Genomic DNA, 17,295 nt, shown 5'->3' with positions numbered 1-17,295 from the left:
CATTGCGGGCGCACAGATAACTCCGTCATTCCCGCCCTTGTGGCGGGAACCCCTGGTTCAGCTGCCACGTGAGATGCAAGCGGGCTGCCGAGCAGCCCGCCCCTACCCCACCTGCGGCGGACAGAGGGGTTCCCGCCACAAGGGCGGGAATGACGGCTGCTTTGAATGTCGATCCGCCCCTACGCCACCGTCTTGAACGGCGCGGTCACCGCTTCCGGCGGCGGGGCCGGGCAGTTCTGGGCCAGGAATTCGCCGTGGCTGGGCAGGCCCGCGACCTGGGCGGCCAGGATCGGCTTGGACTGGTCCAGGGTCTGGGAAATCACCTCGTACGGCACCGTGTCCGCCAGCTGCTGGTAGCGCGTGGGCCGCACGCCCATGCCTTCCATGATCGACTGCCAGGACGGGTTGCGGAACATCTCGTCGACGCCTTCGCGCAGCAGGCCCGAGGCCTTGAAGAGCTCGATGCGGGCCTTGAGGGCGTCGGAGATCGGGGCCTCGCGGACCGCCCGCCAGAACGGCGTGTCGTCGCGCTGGGTCGTGCAGTAGTGCAGCACGACGAAGTCGCGGATCTCCTCGTAGTCGGCGGTCATGCGGCGATTGTACTCGGCCGCCAGGGCCGGGTCGCAGTCGCGGTCCGGGAAGAACCGCAGCAGGAAGTCGATGCCGCGATAGATCAGGTGCAGGGCCGTGGATTCCAGCGGCTCGATGAAACCGCCGGCCAGGCCCGTGGCGATCACGTTCTTCTCCCACAGACGCTGGCGCATGCCGGTCTTGAAGGGGATGAACATGGGGTTCATCAGCATCTCGCCTTCCAGGTTCTTGACCAGGGTGGCGCGGGCCTCGTCGTCGCTGAGGTGCTTGGAGCTGAACACGTAGCCGTTGCCGGCCCGGTGCTGCAGCGGGATGCGCCAGCGCCAGCCGGCGTCCTCGGCCTTGGACAGGGTGAAGGGGTGCGGCGGGCCGACATTCTGGGTCTGCACCACCACGGCGCGGTCGCACAGCAGCATGTCCGACCAGTCGTTGAACGGCACGTCCAAGGTCTTGCCGATCAGCAGAGCGCGGAAGCCCGAGCAGTCGATGAAGAGGTCGCCGGCGACCTCCTGGCCGTTCTTCATGATCACCTTGGCGACGCCGCCGTCCGGGCGGGTGACCACGTCGGTGACGATGCCCTCGGTGCGCTTGACGCCTCGAGCCTCGGCGTAGTCGCGCAGGTACTTGGCGATCAGGCGCGCGTCGATGTGCAGGGCGTAGCTGGCCCCGGCGATCAGGGTGCGCTGGGCCTTGAACGGCAGCATGAACTTCCACTGGTCGGCCATCACCGTGCCGGGCGCGAAGTCCTGCAGTTCCGACGGATGGCCGTTGGCCTTGGCCCGCAGCCAGCACTGATAGAACTCGTGCGGGCCGATCGGGCCGCCGATCGCGCCGAACGGGTGGTAGTAAGTCTCGTTCTTCTGCTTCCAGTCCTCGAACCGGATGCCCAGCTTGAAGCTGGCCTGGGTGGCCTGGATGAACTCGCGCTCGTCGATGCCCAGGCTGGCGATCAGTTGCAGGAACGGCGGGATGGTCGACTCGCCCACGCCGATGGTGCCGATCTCCTCGGATTCGATCAGCTCGACCTCGCAGCCCCCGTCCTTGAAGTAGTGGCTGAGCATGGCCGCCGAGATCCAGCCGGCCGAGCCGCCGCCGACGATGACGATCTTCTTGATGGCGTTGGGATTGGTGTTCGTCATGGTCGTGTTCCTACTGCGCGGCCATCGGTACAGGACGGCAGTATTGTTCGAGGAAGTCGCCGTGCGGCGGGGCCGAGGCCACCACCTCGCGGACGGCCTTGCGCATTTCGGCCAGGGGCGCGCTCAGGGTCGCCGGGTCTATGCCGTCCAGGGCGGGATCGACCATGTCGGGCAGCAGCTCGAAACCCGCATAGATCGCCATCCAGCTGGCCGGCTGAAACATCTCCCAGCGGTAGCGGATGAAGTGGCCGCGCTGGGTGAAGAGCTCGACCTTGCGCCGCAGGGTCTCAGGTAGGGCCACGGCGTTGCAGTCGCGCCAGAAAGCCGTGTCGCCCCGCTTGTTGGCCCAGTAGTGCAGGATGATGAAGTCTCGCACGCGCTCCATCTCGCGCTTGGACCAGTCGTTGAACTCGTCGACCAGCTCGGGCGCGAAGTCCTTGTCCGGGAACAGCATCTTGATCTTCTCGATGCCCGTCTCGATCAGCGCGATCGAGGTGCTTTCCAGCGGCTCCAGGAAGCCGGACGCCAGGCCAAGCGCGATGACATTCTTGTTCCAGACCTGCTTGCGGCGGCCTGGGTTGAAGCGGATCTGGCGCGGTTCGAACAGCAGCGGATCAGGGATCGCCGCCTTCAGCTCGGCCACGGCGTCCTCGTCGCTGATGTGGCGCGAGGAATAGACATAGCCGTTGCCGTAGCGGTGCTGCAGCGGGATGCGCCAGCGCCAGCCGGCGCTGTGGGCGGTGACATCCGTGTACGGCGCCGGATCCCCGACACCCTCGCTCTGCACCGCATAGGCGCGGTCGCAGAACAGCACGTCGTTCCAGTGCTCGTAGCCGGTCTGCAGCGCTTCCTCGATCAGCAGGCCCCGGAAGCCGGAGCAGTCGATGAAGAGGTCGCCCTCGACCGTCTCGCCGGTATGCAGGTCGAGCGAGGTCACGAAGCCCGTCTCGGGGTGCAGGTTGACCTTGGTGACCTTGGCGTCGACGCGCTTGACGCCATTGTCCTCGGCCACCCGGCGCATCAGCTGCGCGAACAGGGTGGCGTCGAAATGCAGGGCCCAGTCGAAGATCGCCAGGCTGGAATTGGGATTGCGCGACGGGGCCATGAACTTGCCGGCGGCGGCCAGCGAGGCGCCCAGCGAATAGTCCTGGATGTCGGTCGGCTCGCCGGCCTGGGCCAGCTTGCGCCAATAGTGATGGAACGGGATGCCCCGCAGGTCCTGACCGAACAGGCCGAACGGGTGGATGAAGGAATGGCCCTCGCGGGTCCAGCCGTTGAAGCGGATGCCCAGCTTGCAGGTCGCCTGGGTGGCGCGCATGACCTCGATGTCGGTCAGGCCCAGCTGGTTGTAGAAGCCGCGAATGGTGGGAATGGTCGCCTCGCCCACCCCGATCGTGCCGATCTCGGAGCTTTCGACGAGGGTGATCTCGAGCGGACCGCCGTGGAAGTGCCGACGCAGGGCCGCAGCCGCCATCCAGCCGGCGGTGCCGCCGCCGACGATCACGAGCTTGCGGATTCGATTGTCCTGCATGGGGGCTCCCGGTTCCGGCTCTCTGTCCGGTTCGGTCCCAGGCTAACGTTTCATGCCCGGGCCGGACAGGTCCTGCACCTCGAAAAAAGTAGCCGCCGTGGGTGTCCACGGCGGCTGCAGGAGGTGAGAGGGATTAGGTGTTACCAGCGCGCCCGGACGCCCAGCGTGTAGCGGGGCTCGAACTCGTTCTGGCGGATGTACTGGGTCTTACCCTTGGCGAAGCGGGCGTAGTAATCCTCGATCTCGCCAGTGATGTTCGACCCGTTGAAGTAGACGGTGACGTTGTCGCGAACGTTGTAGCTGACGTTCACGTCCACATAGCCCGCGCTGTCCTGGTAGATCGGGATCGCGCTGCTCATCGTCTCGGCCAGGCGCGCCGTACGATAGTTGTAGGCGACGCGCGCCTGCAGCTTGGCGTCCTGATACCAGCCGACCAGGTTGAACTGGTGCTTGGAGTTGTCTTGGAACGGCAGCTTCTCGCCGTCGAACCCAAGCCGCGACTCCTTGCTCGGCGAGTAGGTGTAGTTAGTGTCCACACCGAAGTTCGAGAGCAGGCCGGCGTCGGGCATGAAGTCGCTGACCGCCAGCTTGGCGCCCACTTCGACGCCCTTCACCTGGCCGCCGTCGCCCTGCACGGGCTGGGTGACGTTGACCGTGCGGCGGATGACGCCGTCCTGGTCGGGGAAGCGGCCGGTGGTGGTGCCGCCGGTCACGAAGCTGTCGATCTTCAGCACGAAGGCCGAGAGGTTCAGCATCGAGGCGCGACCGATGTAGTACTCGATGGCGCCGTCGAAGTTCTGCGAGCGCCACGGGTTCAGGTTCGGGTTGCCGTCGGCGTTGGCGCTGGTGACGCAACGGACGTTCGGCAGGGCCGCGCCGCAGTCGGCGGTGTTGATCTTCAGACCGCCGCCGTAGCTGCCCAGGTCGAGCGGCTGCATCGTCTTGCTGTAGGCGAAGCGGAACTTCCACTGATCGGCCAGATCATAGGTGACGTTCAGCGACGGCAGCCAGTCGGTGTACTTGCGACGGGTGACGTTGTCGCCCGCGTCGGCGTTGGTGTCGCCGTAGTTGCGGGTGTCGCCGGTGAGGTTCTGCTTCACCGTCAGTTCGGTCTCGATGACGCGCAGGCCGAAGTTGCCCGACAGGCCGCCGACTTCGAAGTTGGCGTTGCCGAAGGCGCTCTGCTCGTTCAGGCGGACGTCATAGGTCTGGCCCGGCACCTGCACGCGGATGGCGCCGCCGAAGACCTTCTTGTGGAAGGCTTCCGCATCGTCGAAGTCGCGCGGGTCGATGGCCCAGAAGCCCGGGATGCCGCTGGTCACGCCGCCCAGGTCATCGACCCAGACCACGTTGTTGTAGGTATCCAGACGCGTCGGGGCGTTGACCGTGTAGCCTTGGAACACCGGCTTGCCGGTGACCGGATCGGGCACGAACTCGCCCGCCTGGCACTGGTTCTGGTTCATGACGACGTCGATGGCCTTCCACTGGGCCTCGCAACCGCCGGCCGGAACCGGCAGGCCGTTGGCCTGCACCGCGCCCGGCGAGCCGCCGTAGAAGCCCGAGAACAGGTGGAATTGCTCGACCTCGACGGTGCGCTTGCTCTGGCGAACGCCCGCGTCGATCTTGGTGATGAAGCCCAACAGCTTGTCGTCGAACTTGTAGTGACCGTCGGCGCGGAACACGTTCATGTCCGACTCGACTTCGTTGTTGCCTTCCGACGAGAAGGCGCCGATGGCGTAGCTGTCCTTGTTCGCCATGTAGTCCTTGAGGGACTTGCCGGCGCCCAGGCCGCCCACCAGCGGACGGTCGAAGCCCGACCACACCGGGTGGTCGCCGCCGATGTTGTAGTGCAGTTGCGGATTGGCGCCGTAGCCCAGCGGGTTCGGATCCAGATAGCAACCGCCGGCGCTGCCGGTGACGGCGTTCGTCCGACGCGAGGCCGCGAACTTGTCGCAGATCGCCTTCGGATAGAACGTGCCGCGCGTACGGTCGGCGGCGTCGCGGAACAGGTTGAAGCGGCCGTCGGCATAGCGCCAGTTGGAGAGGTCGCCCTGGGCCTGGCCGTTCATGCTCAGACGGTCGCCGTCGGCGCGGACCGCGCGGGCCTCGAAGGTGAACGGACCACCGTTGTCGTAGTTCAGTTCGAGGTTGTAGTTCTTGGTCTTGGACTTGGTCGTGCGGTTGACGGTGAAGGAGTTCACCCACCACGCGTTGATGTCGTACTCGTCGACGGCCAGCCAGTTGCCGACGCCCACGGGCGTGGACACGGTCGGCTTGTTCCAGGTGCCGAAGGCGCCGCCGTCCCAGCGGTTGGAGATGTTGATGCCGACGGCGCGGTTGTACTCGTCGAGCTTGGCGTAGAAGCCTTCCGCGATCAGGGTGAAGCCTTCGCCGAGGTCAGCCTCGAACGCGGCGTTGATGCCCAGACGCTTGCGCTCGACGACGCGGTTGAAGCTCTCGTAGCCGTGGGGCGAGATGTAGCTGGTGGCGAAGCCGCCACCCCAGTCGTTGTTGCCCGACAGGCCGACGGTGCCCGAATAGTTGTTGCCCAGGTTGGACTTGCTGGCGGCCGCGCCGATCATCAGGCCGACCCGGTCGTTGCGCCAGTTGGCGACGCCGTTCAGCAGGTAGTCGTCCTTCTTGGTGCGCTCGCCGCGCTGGGCTTCGGCCGCGCCGGTGAGCGTCAGGCCTTCGCTGAACTGGAACGGACGGCGGGTGCGCAGGTCGATGGTGCCCGAAATGCCCGACAGGGCGTTCTTGGCGTCGGTCGACTTGTAGATCAGCACCTGGTTCATCAGCTGCGACGGGACGTCGAGCAGGTCCGGCTGGGCGGCGCCCATGTTGCCGGCGCTCAGATACTGTTCGCCGTTCAGCAGGGTGATGACCTGCTTCAGGCCGCGGATGTTGACGGTCTTGCCTTCACCGGCGTCGCGCTGGATCTGGATGCCCGAGATGCGTTGCAGCGAGTCGGCGATGGTGACGTCCGGCAGCTTGCCGATGTCTTCCGACGAGATGGCGTCAACGATCGCGGTCTCACGACGCTTCACGTCGACCGACTTCATCTGCGAACCGCGAACGCCGGTGACGACGATCTCTTCGACTTGGGTGTCGCTACCGCCCGCTTGCTGGGCGAAAGCCCCAGTGGCTAGCGCCAGCTGAGACGCGCCAGCGACCAGCGCCAGCGTCAGGCCGTGCTTGAACACGGCTTTCCTTGCTTCCTGTGACAATTCCTCGCTCCCCAAAATAATTCGTTCTTTGTTGGCCGCCCGCCCGCTCCTCGCGCCGCCGCTCTTTGGTGGCGGCTCTCGAGAAACGTTTGAGGCTGAGCTGGCTCGGACAATCGCTTGTCTCGCGACTGTCCAATTCACTCGGCGGCCCCGGCGCCCGGACATCCGATTCCGGCCCCGCGCCTTCATCGAACGATGTCACATTCTCCAAATGTCCCGAGCAAGTCAACAAGAATGTCAACGTTGTCATTCCAGCAGGACAAGGGTTTTTGGCGGCTTTGAATACAACCATGAGCACGATCTCCGGCGCCAACTCCCCCGCGACGCGCCAGGCGAGATATCGAGGATTCGTTGTTTTATCTGGAGTTTTTGAACAAAGGGGTCTGAAGGTTTTCGACGCTTTGCAAGGCCGTCATAATGTCTCGGCCAGGATGCCCGGACACCCCAAAAACATCGAAAAGAACCATTCCAGGGACTCCATTTGTCCTGAAAATGTCCCGTTAGGCGACTTTTTTTGACCCATTCCTGTCCCGATGACATGACAGATGGGACAGCATGGACTATGCCTTTGGTTGTTCGCCGCCTTGCGGGGGCCGCCTTTCACTGATGGGGTGGCCCGACAAGCTTGGCGGTAGAGCGGGTACGGGGACCAATGACGACGATCAACGACGTGGCCGAGCGGGCGGGCGTTTCGCCCAAGACCGTCTCCCGCGTTCTCAACGATCACGACAGCGTCAGCGCCAAGACGCGCGATCGCGTCCGTGCGGCCATGACCGACCTGGGCTACCAGCCCAGCGCGGTGGCGCGCAGCCTGCGCTCGCAAGGGTCCGGCTCGGTCGGCGTGCTGATGGGCGACCCGTCGGGCGGCTATCACACCCGCGTCCACCATGCCCTGCTGCTGGCCTGCGTCGAGACCGGCCGCCACCTGTCGGTCGACCTCAGCGAAGGCCCTGTCCCTGGCTGGGCCGACCGCGTCCGCGCCTTTGTCCGCGACAGCGGCATCCGCGAGATGATTCTGCTGCCGCCCGAGTGCGACTTCGGTCCGATGAAGGACCTGATGCGCGAGCTGGACGTGCGCTGCGTGCTGATCACGCCCACCACGCCCGACCCGCAGTTCCCGGCCATCGGCATGGACGACCGCGCCGCCGCGCGCGAGGTGGTCGAGCACCTGTTCTCGCTGGGCCACACCCGCATCGGCCACATCGCCGGCCACCCGGACCACGCCGCCAGCACCCACCGCCGCAACGGCTTCTTCGAGGCCTATGCCGCGCGCGGCCTGCCCCGCCCCGCGCCCGAGCTGATCGTGCAGGGCGAGTTCACCTTCAAGACCGGCATCGAGGCCGCCCAGGCCCTGCTGGACATCGACGAGCCGCCGACCGCGATCTTCGCCGCCAATGACGACATGGCCGCCGCCACCTGCATGGAAGCCCAGCGTCGCGGCCTGCGGATCCCCGACGACCTGTCGGTGGTCGGCTTCGACGACGCGCCGATCGCCGGCGTGATCTGGCCGACCCTGACCACCATCCGCCAGCCCTTCGACCAGATGGCCCTGCGCGCGATGCAGACCTTCGCCAGCTGGAGCGCCGCCGAAGGCGCCGGCAAGACCAACGCCCCCTTCCTCGCGCAGCACAGCCTGATGGTGCGCGAATCCACCGGTCCGGCGCGGAGCGGTCCCCCGCCTCGCCGAAAGACTTAAACCCCTCCCCCGACGTGGCCCGAGAGCCTCGCGGGGCTCAAGAACAAGACCACGGAGGAAACATGACTCGGACGACCTGGCGGGGCCTCTCGCTCGCCCTGCTGATCGGCGCATCCGCCTCGGCGCTGACCGTCGCCCCCGCTCTGGCCCAGGCGGCCAAGAAGCCCGCCGCCGCTCCGGCTCATCCGTGGCTGAACGCCAAGCTCTCCGCCGACCAGCGCACCGATCTGGTGCTGAAGGCGATGACCAACGACGAGAAGTTCACCGTCATCTTTGGCTACTTCGGCTCGGACATGAAGCCGAAGTACACGCGCCACAAGGACTCGCACGAGGCCTCGGCCGGCTATGTCGTGGGCGTGCCGCGCCTGGGCATTCCGGGCCAGTGGCAGACCGACGCCGGCGTCGGCGTCGCCACCCAGGGCAGCCACCAGGGCCTGCGCGAACGCACTGCCCTGCCCTCGGGCATGGCGACCACCGCGACCTGGAACCCTGAGCTGGCCTTCAAGGGCGGCGCCATGATCGGCAAGGAGGCCCGCGACTCGGGCTTCAACGTCCAGCTGGCCGGCGGCGTGAACCTGATGCGCGAGCCGCGCAACGGCCGGAACTTCGAATACGGCGGTGAAGACCCCTGGCTGGCCGGCGCCATGGTCGCCGCGCAGATCAAGGGCATCCAGTCCAACAACATCATCTCGACGATCAAGCACTACGCCCTGAACGGCCAGGAAACCGGCCGCTTCGTGGTCAGCAGCAACATCGACGACGCCGCGGCCCGCACCTCGGACCTGCTGGCGTTCCAGTTCGCCATCGAGCAGTCGGACCCGCACTCGGTGATGTGCGCCTATAACCGCGTCAACAGCGTCTATGCGTGCGAGAGCGACTGGCTGCTGAACACCGTCCTGAAGAAGGACTGGGGCTACAAGGGCTACGTGATGTCGGACTGGGGCGCGGACCACTCCGCCGCCAAGGCCGCCAATGCCGGCCTCGACCAGGAATCGGCCGGCGAAGCCTTCGACAAGGAGCCCTTCTTCGGCGCGCCGCTGAAGGCCGATCTGGCCGCTGGCCGCGTCAGCCAGGCCCGCATCGACGACATGGCCCGCCGCGTGCTGCGCGCCATGTTCGCCAGCGGTCTGGTCGATCACCCGGTGGTCAATCCGGCCCCGGTGAACCTGCCGGCCGCCACCCTGGCCGCCCACGCCAAGATCACCCAGGCCGACGCCGAGGAAGGCATCGTCCTGCTGAAGAACGACGGCGACCTGCTGCCGCTGGCCAAGACCGCCAAGACCATCGCCGTGATCGGCGGCCATGCGGATGTCGGCGTGATCTCGGGCGGCGGCTCCTCGCAGGTCTATCCGGCCGGCGGCCGCGCGGTGAAGGGCCTGGAGCCCGCCACCTGGCCGGGTCCGGTGATCTACTATCCGTCCTCGCCGCTGAAGGCGCTGGCCAAGCGCTATCCGGGCGCCAAGGTCGTCTATGACGACGGCACGGATCCGGCCCGCGCCGCCAAGCTGGCGGCTTCCAGCGATCTGGCTTTGGTCTTCGCCGACCAGTGGACCACCGAGTCGTGGGACGTCGAGACCCTGAACCTGCCCAAGGCCCAGGACGCCACCATCGACGCGGTGGCCTCGGCCAACAAGAAGACCGTCGTGGTGCTGCTGACAGGCGGTCCGGTGCTGATGCCCTGGCTCGACAAGGTCGGCGCCGTGGTCGAGGCCTGGTACCCCGGCACCTCCGGCGGCGAGGCCATCGCCCGCGTCCTGACCGGCGAGGTCGACGCCTCGGGCCGCCTGCCCGTCAGCTTCCCCAAGAGCGTGGCCGACCTGCCGCGCCAGAAGCTGGATGGCCTCGGCAAGCCCGAAGGCGAGATGTTCGACGTCGACTACAATGTCGAAGGCGCCGCGGTCGGCTACAAGTGGTACGACCTGAAGAAGGTCGAGCCGCTGTTCGCCTTCGGCCATGGCCTCTCGTACAGCAAGTTCGCCTATTCGAACCTCACGGCCAGCGCCGCCGGCGACAAGGTCACGGTCAGCTTCGACGTCAAGAACGTCGGCGCCCGCGCCGGCAAGGACGTGCCGCAGGTCTATGTCGGCCCGAAGGCCGGCGGCTGGGAAGCCCCCAAGCGTCTGGCCGGGTTCAAGAAGGTCTCCCTCGCCCCGGGCGCGACCCAGCGCGTGACCCTGAGCGTCGATCCGCGCCTGTTGGCCACCTGGGACGGCAAGGCCCACGGCTGGCAGATCGCGGCCGGTCAATACGACATCGCCCTGGGCGCTTCGTCCCGGGCCCTCTCCTCCACCGCCCAGGTCACCCTGGCGGCCCGAAGCCTGCCGGTCTCGCCGGCGAGCAAGTGAGGGTTCGGACATGACAACCGAGGCCGGTTCCGGCCTCGGGGTTCCGCACCCTCCTCTCTAGCAAGGGCCTGCTCACGCAGGCCAAGGGCGACGGGGTCTAGCCTACCCCTGTCCCGTCGTCCGATACGTCTCTTCCCTTTCAGGAGCGCCGCCCTCAAGCGGCGCTCCTTTTTTCTGCCTGCTCAGTTGCGCGACATCATTTATACTATAATTAAGCCGACACGGCGCTGAACGCCGGCGGGAGGAAGCTAGCGTGATCCGGATCGGCCTCGTCGGCGTGGGCAAGATCGCCCATGACCAGCACTTCCCCGCCATCGCGCAGGACCCGCGCTTCCAGCTGGTCGCCGCCGCCAGCCGCAGCCGGCCGGACCTGGGCGGGCTGCCGGTCTTCCACGACATCGAGACCCTGCTGGCCGAGGGACCGGACCTGGATGCCGTCGCGCTCTGCACCCCGCCCCAGGCGCGTCGCGAGACGGCCCTGGCGGCCCTGCGCGCCGGCAAGCACGTCTTTCTGGAGAAGCCGCCGGGCGCCACGGTCAGCGAGGTGGCTGAACTGGCCGCCGTCGCCCGCGAGCACGACGTGGTGCTGTTCACCAGCTGGCATTCGCGCTTCGCCGCCGGCGTGCCGCTGGCCAAGGCCTGGCTGGCCTCGCGTCCCGTCCGCAAGCTGGCCATCGAATGGCGCGAGGACGTCCGCCGCTGGCATCCCGGCCAGACCTGGATCTGGCAGGCCGGCGGCATGGGCGTCTTCGATCCAGCCATCAACGCCCTGTCGATCCTGACCGAGATCATGCCGGCCGAGGTGTTCGTCACGGACGCGCGGTTGCAGGTGCCGGAAAACGTCCAGTCGCCGATCGCGGGGCATGTCGATATGACCACCCTGTGCGGGGCGGCGATCACGGCCGATCTCGACTTCCTGCAGACCGGTCCGCAGACCTGGGACATCACCGCCTGGACCGACGACGGCGTGCTGAAACTGTCGCTGGGCGGGGCCAAGCTGGAGATCGACGGCGCGGTCGTGATGGACGGCGAGAACCGGGAGTATCCGGGGCTCTATGACCGGTTCGCGGGGTTGGTGGAGCGTGGCGTGTCGGAGGTGGACGTGCGGCCGCTGACGCTGGTGGCGGATGCGTTTCTGGTGGGGACGCGGGAGGTGGTGGAGGCGTTTGTCGAGTAGGGCTGCAAAGCGCCCCCTCCGTCACGTCGCCTATCGGCGCCGCGCCACCTCCCCCGCAAGCGGGGCAGGAGATGAGCAGCTTCCTCCTCCCTCGTGAAACGGGGGAGGAGGCGCGATGCGGATACGCATCGCGCCGGAGGGGACTCTGTCGAGCCCTCAGTTCACCTGCCGCTCACGCCCCTCCCAGTACGGCGCCCGCAGCTCCCGCCGCAGGATCTTCCCCGACGCGTTTCTCGGCAGCGCCGCCACGAAGTCCACGCTCTTGGGCGCCTTGAAGTGCGCGATCCGGGTCCGGGCGAAGGCGATGATGTCCTCGGGGTCCGGCGTCACCCCCGGCTTGGCCGCGACCACCGCCTTGACGGCCTCGCCCCACTTCTCGTCGGGGACGCCGATCACCGCCACCTCGGCCACGTGCGGATGGCCGTAGACGGCGCTCTCGACCTCGGCCGGGTAGATGTTCTCGCCGCCCGAGATGATCATGTCCTTCACCCGGTCGTGGATGAAGAGATAGCCGTCCTCGTCCAGATAGCCGGCGTCGCCGGTGCGCAGCCAGCCGTCGGCGTCGACGGTCTTGCGGGTGGCCTCGTCCAGCTTCCAGTAGCCGGCCATGTTCGAGCCCGAGCGGATGGCGATCTCACCCACGGTATCCGCAGGCAGCGAATTGCCCGCCTCGTCGATGACCTTGATCTCGACGCCCGGCATCGGCAGGCCCGCCGCGCGCATGCGCTTGTTGCCGGCCGGGTCGTGATCCTCGGGCGGCAGATAGACCACCGTGCCGGTCGTCTCGGTCATGCCGTACTGCTGGACGAAGCCGCAGCCGAACACCTCCATGCACTCGCGCAGCAGATCCAGCGGGATCGGCGCTGCGCCATAGAGGATGTGGCTCAGCCGCGAATAGTCGATCTCGCGCGCCCGGGGCTGGCGCACCACGATCTGCAGCGCGGCCGGCACCATGAACATCTTCGAGATGCGGTCCTTCTCGATGTAGTCCAGCACCTTGAAGGGGTCGAACTCGCGGGCCACCACGCCCTTGGCGCCGTTCATCAGGCCCACCAGACCCCAGCCCGTGCCGCCGATATGGGCCACCGGCATGGCCACCAGGCTGACGTCGTCCGGGCCCCACTGGTTCCAGGCCATCGGGTTCTTGGAGGCCTCGCGGCGCATGCCCAGCAGGTTGTCGTGGGTCAGCATCGCGCCCTTGGGCCGGCCCGTGGTGCCCGAGGTGTAGAGCTGGATGGCGATGTCCGAGGTCTCGATCGGCTTGTGCGGGTCGGCGTCGCTCTGGCCGCCGCGCCATTCCTCGAAGGTCGGATGCTCGCCCGCGCCGTCGGGCTCCATCGCGACGACGACCGGACGGTGGGTCAGTTCGGCGGCCACGGACTCGACATGGGCGATCTGCTCGGGACCGACGAAGACGATCTTGGCCTCGCTGTCGGCGACGATATAGGCGATCTCGGGCGGAGCCAGTCGCCAGCCGATCGGCGTGGTGACGACCCCGGCCTTGGCGGCGCCCAGCAAGAGCTCGAAATAGTGGTCGCTGTTCTTGCCGACATAGGCGACGCGGTCGCCGGTCCCCAGGCCCGCCGCGATCAGGGCGTTGGCCACCTTGTTCGCCTTGCGGTCGAACTGGGCGAAGCTGGTCTCGCGCCCTTCGAAACTGAGGGCCGTATCGTCCGGCCGCACCTGCGCATGATAGCGGGCGACATCGCCCAGCGTATGCATGCGGTCGAAATCGATCGCGTCCGACATCCGGCCTGGCTCCCTCGGTTTGTCCAGCTCTGATGGCCGGTCAAACGGATGTTGGGACAGCCTTACGTCGGCGGCAAGCTATACATATCGATAGGGGCTCATCGCCAAGCGCGAACGCCCACGACCACCGCCGTGCTCCCCGCCCGCTCGCCCGCGACCACCGCCGGCCCGAAGGCCCGCTCGCGGACGATCCCGACATAGGGCGCGAACTCACGGGTGATCTCGTAGCGCAGCCGCAAGCCCCCCTCGAGCTTGCGCGCGCCCGCCTCGGCGAGGTCGCCTTCGAGGCGCGGCTGCAGGATCAGCTTCTGGGTCAGGCGCAGGTCGTAGGACGCCTCGGCCCGCGCCGAAACCTCGCCCTTGTCCGAGAGATAGGCCGCGCCCTGGAGCTCGAACCAGTACGGCGCGAGGCCTTCGAAGCCGACGGCCGCATAGCTCCGACCTTTCGGCGCGAGGTCGTAGCGGACCCCGGCCTGGAGATCGAAATACGGCCCGACCGGCCAGGCCTTCAGGACCTCGGCCTCGGCTTTCTCCCAGCGGTCGGCATGCTCGCCCCGCGCCTTCACGACCCACTTGGAGGCGTCGCCGCCCCACCAGGCCTCGCCCTCGAAGGCCTGGGCGTCGTCGCCTTTGCGCGAGCGGTATTCCAGGACGTCGGCGCGGACGGTCCAGGCGGTTCCGCCGCCGTGCTCCTTCATCAGCTGGGCGCGGGCGGCGGCCATGGCCTCGCGGCTGTGGAAGCGCTCGGCGGCGTGGTCGGTCGGGATCGGCGGCGGCCTGGTCTCGGAGGCGGGCTTCATCGCGCCCATGTCGTGGCCGGCGTGCGGGTCGGCGGCCTGGACGGGCGCCGGCGGCGGCTGGTGATGCTCGTGCTGGACGATCACGCTGCGGCTCCGTCGAGCGGCCGCACGGTGACGACGTTGAACATCCCCGCATGCATGTGCAGCAGCAGGTGGCAGTGGAAGGCCCAGTCGCCGGGCTCGTCGGCCGTCAGGTCGAAGGCGACCTTGCCGCCTGGCGCGACATTGACCGTGTGCTTCAGCGGCTGCTGTTCCTGGCCGTTGACCAGCTCGAAGAAGTGGCCGTGCAGATGGATCGGGTGGGCCATCATGGTGTCGTTGATCAGCACTACCCGCACCCGCTCGTCGCGCTGGAAGGCGATGGGTTTCTTGATCGGCCCGAACGCCTCGCCGTCGAACGCCCACATGAAGCGCTCCATGTTGCCGGTCAGGTGGATCTCCATCGTCCGGCCGGGCGGGCGCGTGTCCTTGGCCGGAACCAGGTTGGCGAGGTCGGCGTAGCGCAGCACCTTGTGGCCGACATCCTCCAGCCCTTGCGGCGGCTCGCCCATCCGGTCCATCGGCATCGGCGAGATCGTCTGGACGCCCGGCGTCAGCGGCACGTTCGGGGCGTTGGCCTGGGCGCGCATCGACATGTCCATGCCGGGCATCTCCATGCCGTGATGCATGTTCCCCATGCCCATGTCCTTCATGGTCGCCAGGGGACGCTTGCGAACGGGCGGAACAACGGCGGACATGCCCAGGCGCGGCGCCAGGGTCCCGCGCGCCAGGCCCGAGCGGTCCGAGGCCTCGGCCACCAGGGTGAAGGCCTGATCCGTCGTCGGCCGCACGATGACGTCATAGGTCTCGGCCGGCGCAATCTGGAACTCGTCGACCGCCACCGGCGAGACCGGCTGGCCGTCGGTCGCCACCACCTCCAGGCCAAGGCCCGGAATCCGCACGTTGAAGATGGTCATCGCCGCGGCGTTGACGAACCGCAGCCGCACCCGCTCGCCGGGCGCGAACAAGCCCGTCCAGTTGTCGCCCGGCCCGTGGCCGTTGATCAGGTAGGTGTAGGTCGAGCCCGTGACGTCGGCGATGTCGGTGGGATCCATCCGCATCTTGCCCCAGGCGACACGGTCCTTCAGCGACTGGTCCTGGCCCTTCAGCAGGCCACCGACGGTCTGCTTGCCCATGTTGAAGTGGCCGGCATTGACCTTGAGCTTGCGGAACAGCGCGTGCGGATGCTCGAAGCTCCAGTCCGACAGCACCACGACGTGCTCGCGATCATAGGCGATCGGGTCCTCGCCCGCCGGGTCGATGATCATCGGACCGTAGTGGCCGACCTGCTCCTGCAGGCCCGAATGGCTGTGCCACCAGTAGGTGCCGGCCTGCCGCACCGGGAACTCGTAGGTGAAGGTCTCGCCCGGCTTGATGCCCGGGAAGCTGACGCCCGGCACGCCGTCCATCTGGAACGGCACCAGCAGGCCGTGCCAGTGGATCGAGGTCTCCTCGTCCAACGTGTTGGTCACCGAGAGACGGACGCGCTGGCCTTCCTTCAGGCGGATCAGCGGACCGGGGATCGTGCCGTTGACGGTGACGGCGTGGCCGCTCTTGCCGTCAATCTTCGCCATGGTGTGGCCGACGGTGAGCTTGATCTCGTCGCCCGACAGCGCGGCCGGCGACCGCGTCCCTTCGCTGGCCCGTGCCCAGGCGGGCAGCAGGCCCGCGGCGCTTAAGCCCAGGGCGCCGCGCAGCAGGGTCCGTCGATCGAAAGCCGTCATCGCCGATCCGTATTCCAACGCTTCACACAGTTGGGTATCACCCGGAACCATGTCCAAGAGCACCCCCGCCACGATTGCACTGACCAAGGCCGGCGTCGCCTTCGACCTGCATACGTACGACTACGACCCTGGATCCGAGCGCGTCGGTCTCCAAGCGGCCGAGGCTCTCGGCGAAGACCCCTGCCGCGTGCTCAAGACCCTGGTGGTGATGCTGGACGGCAAGCCCGCCTGCGCCATCCTGCCCTCTGACAAGGAGGTCAGCATGAAGAAGCTGGCCGCCGCGCTCAAAGGCAAGTCGGCCGCCATGGCTCCGGTCCCCGACGCCGAACGGATCACCGGCTACAAGGTCGGCGGCGTCAGCCCCTTCGGCCAGAAGAAGCGCATGCCCACGGTGCTGGAGGAAGCCGCGCTTTCCGAACCCTACGTCTTCATCAACGGCGGCCAGCGCGGCCTGCAGGTGAAGCTGGCGCCGGCGGATGCGGTGAAGGCCCTAGGCGCGGTGACGGCGGCGATCGTCGCGGAGTAGCCGGGCTTGAAATCCCGCCCGCTTCTCGCCTATAAGCCGCGCCTCCTGGTGCGGCTGGGTAGCTCAGATGGTTAGAGCGGTGGATTCATAACCCACAGGTCGGCGGTTCGATCCCGCCCCCCGCCACCAGGATTTGACCGGCTTTCGAGCAGGCTTCACTCTCCCTCACATGACCACCTCGACCTTCAAAGGCGGATGCCTGTGCGGCGCCCTGCGCTGGGAAGCCTCCCGCGCGCCCGACTACATGGGGATGTGCTGCTGTAGCGACTGCCGCAAGGCGTCGGGATCGGGATTCATTCCGTTCATGGGCTTCGCGGCCGAGGCTCTCACCATCACCGGACCGGCGCGGCAGTATCGTTGCCCGGCCTACCGAGGCGGCGTGTCCACGCGCAATTCTTGCCCGACCTGCGGCGGGCTGGTGTTCGGCGGCGAGCATGGGCTCTCCGACAGCCACACGATCTATGCCGGAAGCCTGGACGACCCGAGCCTGTTCAAGCCGGCCATGCTGCTGTTCAACCACGACCGACCCGACTGGGTGATCCCGCCGGAAGGCGTGGCGATCTTCGAGACGATGCCGGACTAACGGCGGATCAACGTTGATCCAGCGACGACATCAGTCCCGCGCCTTCCTGGGCCTTGTGCCCAGGCCCCATGCCTGAGGCGGGTGTGGGCATTCCGGATTCGCGCGGCGGCCAGCCCGTGAACTCGGCCTGACTTCCCTTGCATCTGAACCATGGGTCCTGGGCACAAG

Annotated in this window: 11 protein-coding genes, 1 tRNA gene and 1 pseudogene; 6 read left to right on the top strand and 7 right to left on the bottom strand. The window is 67.3% G+C overall.

Features of this window, described 5'->3' with window-relative positions:
• Positions 1-179 precede the first annotated feature (179 nt).
• From AC07NN_RS11500 to AC07NN_RS11490, 3 genes are all read right to left on the bottom strand, one after another.
• Positions 180-1,730 (bottom strand): tryptophan halogenase family protein, encoded by a 1,551-nt coding sequence (locus tag AC07NN_RS11500; RefSeq protein ID WP_494640784.1) that lies wholly within the window; start codon positions 1,728-1,730, stop codon positions 180-182.
• Positions 1,731-1,740: 10 nt separating this feature from the next.
• A complete protein-coding gene (locus AC07NN_RS11495; RefSeq protein ID WP_494640782.1) occupies positions 1,741-3,261 on the bottom strand; it encodes a tryptophan halogenase family protein in 1,521 nt (506 codons plus the stop codon).
• A gap of 140 nt (positions 3,262-3,401) precedes the next feature.
• A complete protein-coding gene (locus AC07NN_RS11490) occupies positions 3,402-6,488 on the bottom strand; it encodes a TonB-dependent receptor (RefSeq protein ID WP_494640780.1) in 3,087 nt (1,028 codons plus the stop codon).
• 652 nt (positions 6,489-7,140) lie between these two features.
• On the opposite strand from AC07NN_RS11490, the gene AC07NN_RS11485 reads away from it, so the two are divergent.
• The 3 genes from AC07NN_RS11485 (at position 7,141) to AC07NN_RS11475 (ending at position 11,706) form a co-directional block, all read left to right on the top strand.
• Positions 7,141-8,184, top strand: coding sequence for a LacI family DNA-binding transcriptional regulator (locus AC07NN_RS11485; protein ID WP_494640778.1), 1,044 nt, complete (start codon positions 7,141-7,143; stop codon positions 8,182-8,184).
• Positions 8,185-8,246: 62 nt separating this feature from the next.
• Positions 8,247-10,529 carry a beta-glucosidase family protein gene (locus tag AC07NN_RS11480; protein WP_494640776.1) on the top strand — a complete coding sequence of 761 codons (2,283 nt, stop codon included), beginning with the start codon at positions 8,247-8,249 and terminating at the stop codon, positions 10,527-10,529.
• A 253-nt stretch (positions 10,530-10,782) separates the two neighbouring features.
• A complete protein-coding gene (locus AC07NN_RS11475) occupies positions 10,783-11,706 on the top strand; it encodes a Gfo/Idh/MocA family protein (RefSeq protein WP_494640774.1) in 924 nt (307 codons plus the stop codon).
• A gap of 30 nt (positions 11,707-11,736) precedes the next feature.
• Here the strand turns inward: AC07NN_RS11475 and AC07NN_RS11470 are convergent.
• From AC07NN_RS11470 to AC07NN_RS11455, 4 genes and pseudogenes are all read right to left on the bottom strand, one after another.
• Positions 11,737-11,866, bottom strand: a pseudogene (locus tag AC07NN_RS11470) (hypothetical protein).
• On the bottom strand, positions 11,863-13,455 hold the full coding sequence (locus AC07NN_RS11465; RefSeq protein WP_494640772.1) for a fatty acid--CoA ligase: 1,593 nt from the start codon (positions 13,453-13,455) through the stop codon (positions 11,863-11,865). The pseudogene AC07NN_RS11470 and the gene AC07NN_RS11465 overlap by 4 nt, the downstream one beginning before the upstream one ends.
• Before the next feature lie 98 nt (positions 13,456-13,553).
• Positions 13,554-14,339, bottom strand: coding sequence for a copper resistance protein B (locus AC07NN_RS11460; protein ID WP_494640770.1), 786 nt, complete (start codon positions 14,337-14,339; stop codon positions 13,554-13,556).
• Positions 14,336-16,018: a copper resistance system multicopper oxidase gene (locus AC07NN_RS11455; RefSeq protein ID WP_494640768.1), complete on the bottom strand. Its 1,683-nt coding sequence runs from the start codon at positions 16,016-16,018 to the stop codon at positions 14,336-14,338. The genes AC07NN_RS11460 and AC07NN_RS11455 overlap by 4 nt, the downstream gene beginning before the upstream one ends.
• Positions 16,019-16,067: 49 nt before the next feature.
• Between AC07NN_RS11455 and ybaK the strand changes: the two genes are divergently transcribed.
• The 3 genes from ybaK to AC07NN_RS11440 all read left to right on the top strand — a co-directional run bounded on the left by ybaK (position 16,068) and on the right by AC07NN_RS11440 (position 17,127).
• Positions 16,068-16,544 (top strand): Cys-tRNA(Pro) deacylase, encoded by a 477-nt coding sequence (ybaK, locus tag AC07NN_RS11450; RefSeq protein WP_494640766.1) that lies wholly within the window; start codon positions 16,068-16,070, stop codon positions 16,542-16,544.
• A gap of 52 nt (positions 16,545-16,596) precedes the next feature.
• Positions 16,597-16,673: transfer RNA gene (locus AC07NN_RS11445), tRNA-Met, on the top strand.
• 40 nt (positions 16,674-16,713) lie between these two features.
• On the top strand, positions 16,714-17,127 hold the full coding sequence (locus AC07NN_RS11440; RefSeq protein WP_494640764.1) for a GFA family protein: 414 nt from the start codon (positions 16,714-16,716) through the stop codon (positions 17,125-17,127).
• Positions 17,128-17,295 lie beyond the last annotated feature (168 nt).

The sequence above is a fragment of the Caulobacter sp. GW821-FHT09H08 genome (assembly GCF_059415885.1).
Note: the sequence above shows the minus strand (reverse complement) of the source record. Positions and strands in the feature narration are given on the sequence as shown.

Excerpts from the sequence above, each read along its gene's own strand:
- AC07NN_RS11500 (WP_494640784.1), bottom strand. The coding sequence starts at position 1,730 with ATGACGAACACCAATCCCAACGCCATCAAGAAGATCGTCATCGTCGGC.
- AC07NN_RS11495 (WP_494640782.1), bottom strand. The coding sequence starts at position 3,261 with ATGCAGGACAATCGAATCCGCAAGCTCGTGATCGTCGGCGGCGGCACC.
- AC07NN_RS11485 (WP_494640778.1), top strand. The coding sequence starts at position 7,141 with ATGACGACGATCAACGACGTGGCCGAGCGGGCGGGCGTTTCGCCCAAG.
- AC07NN_RS11480 (WP_494640776.1), top strand. The coding sequence starts at position 8,247 with ATGACTCGGACGACCTGGCGGGGCCTCTCGCTCGCCCTGCTGATCGGC.
- AC07NN_RS11465 (WP_494640772.1), bottom strand. The coding sequence starts at position 13,455 with ATGTCGGACGCGATCGATTTCGACCGCATGCATACGCTGGGCGATGTC.
- AC07NN_RS11455 (WP_494640768.1), bottom strand. The coding sequence starts at position 16,018 with ATGACGGCTTTCGATCGACGGACCCTGCTGCGCGGCGCCCTGGGCTTA.
- ybaK (WP_494640766.1), top strand. The coding sequence starts at position 16,068 with ATGTCCAAGAGCACCCCCGCCACGATTGCACTGACCAAGGCCGGCGTC.
- AC07NN_RS11440 (WP_494640764.1), top strand. The coding sequence starts at position 16,714 with ATGACCACCTCGACCTTCAAAGGCGGATGCCTGTGCGGCGCCCTGCGC.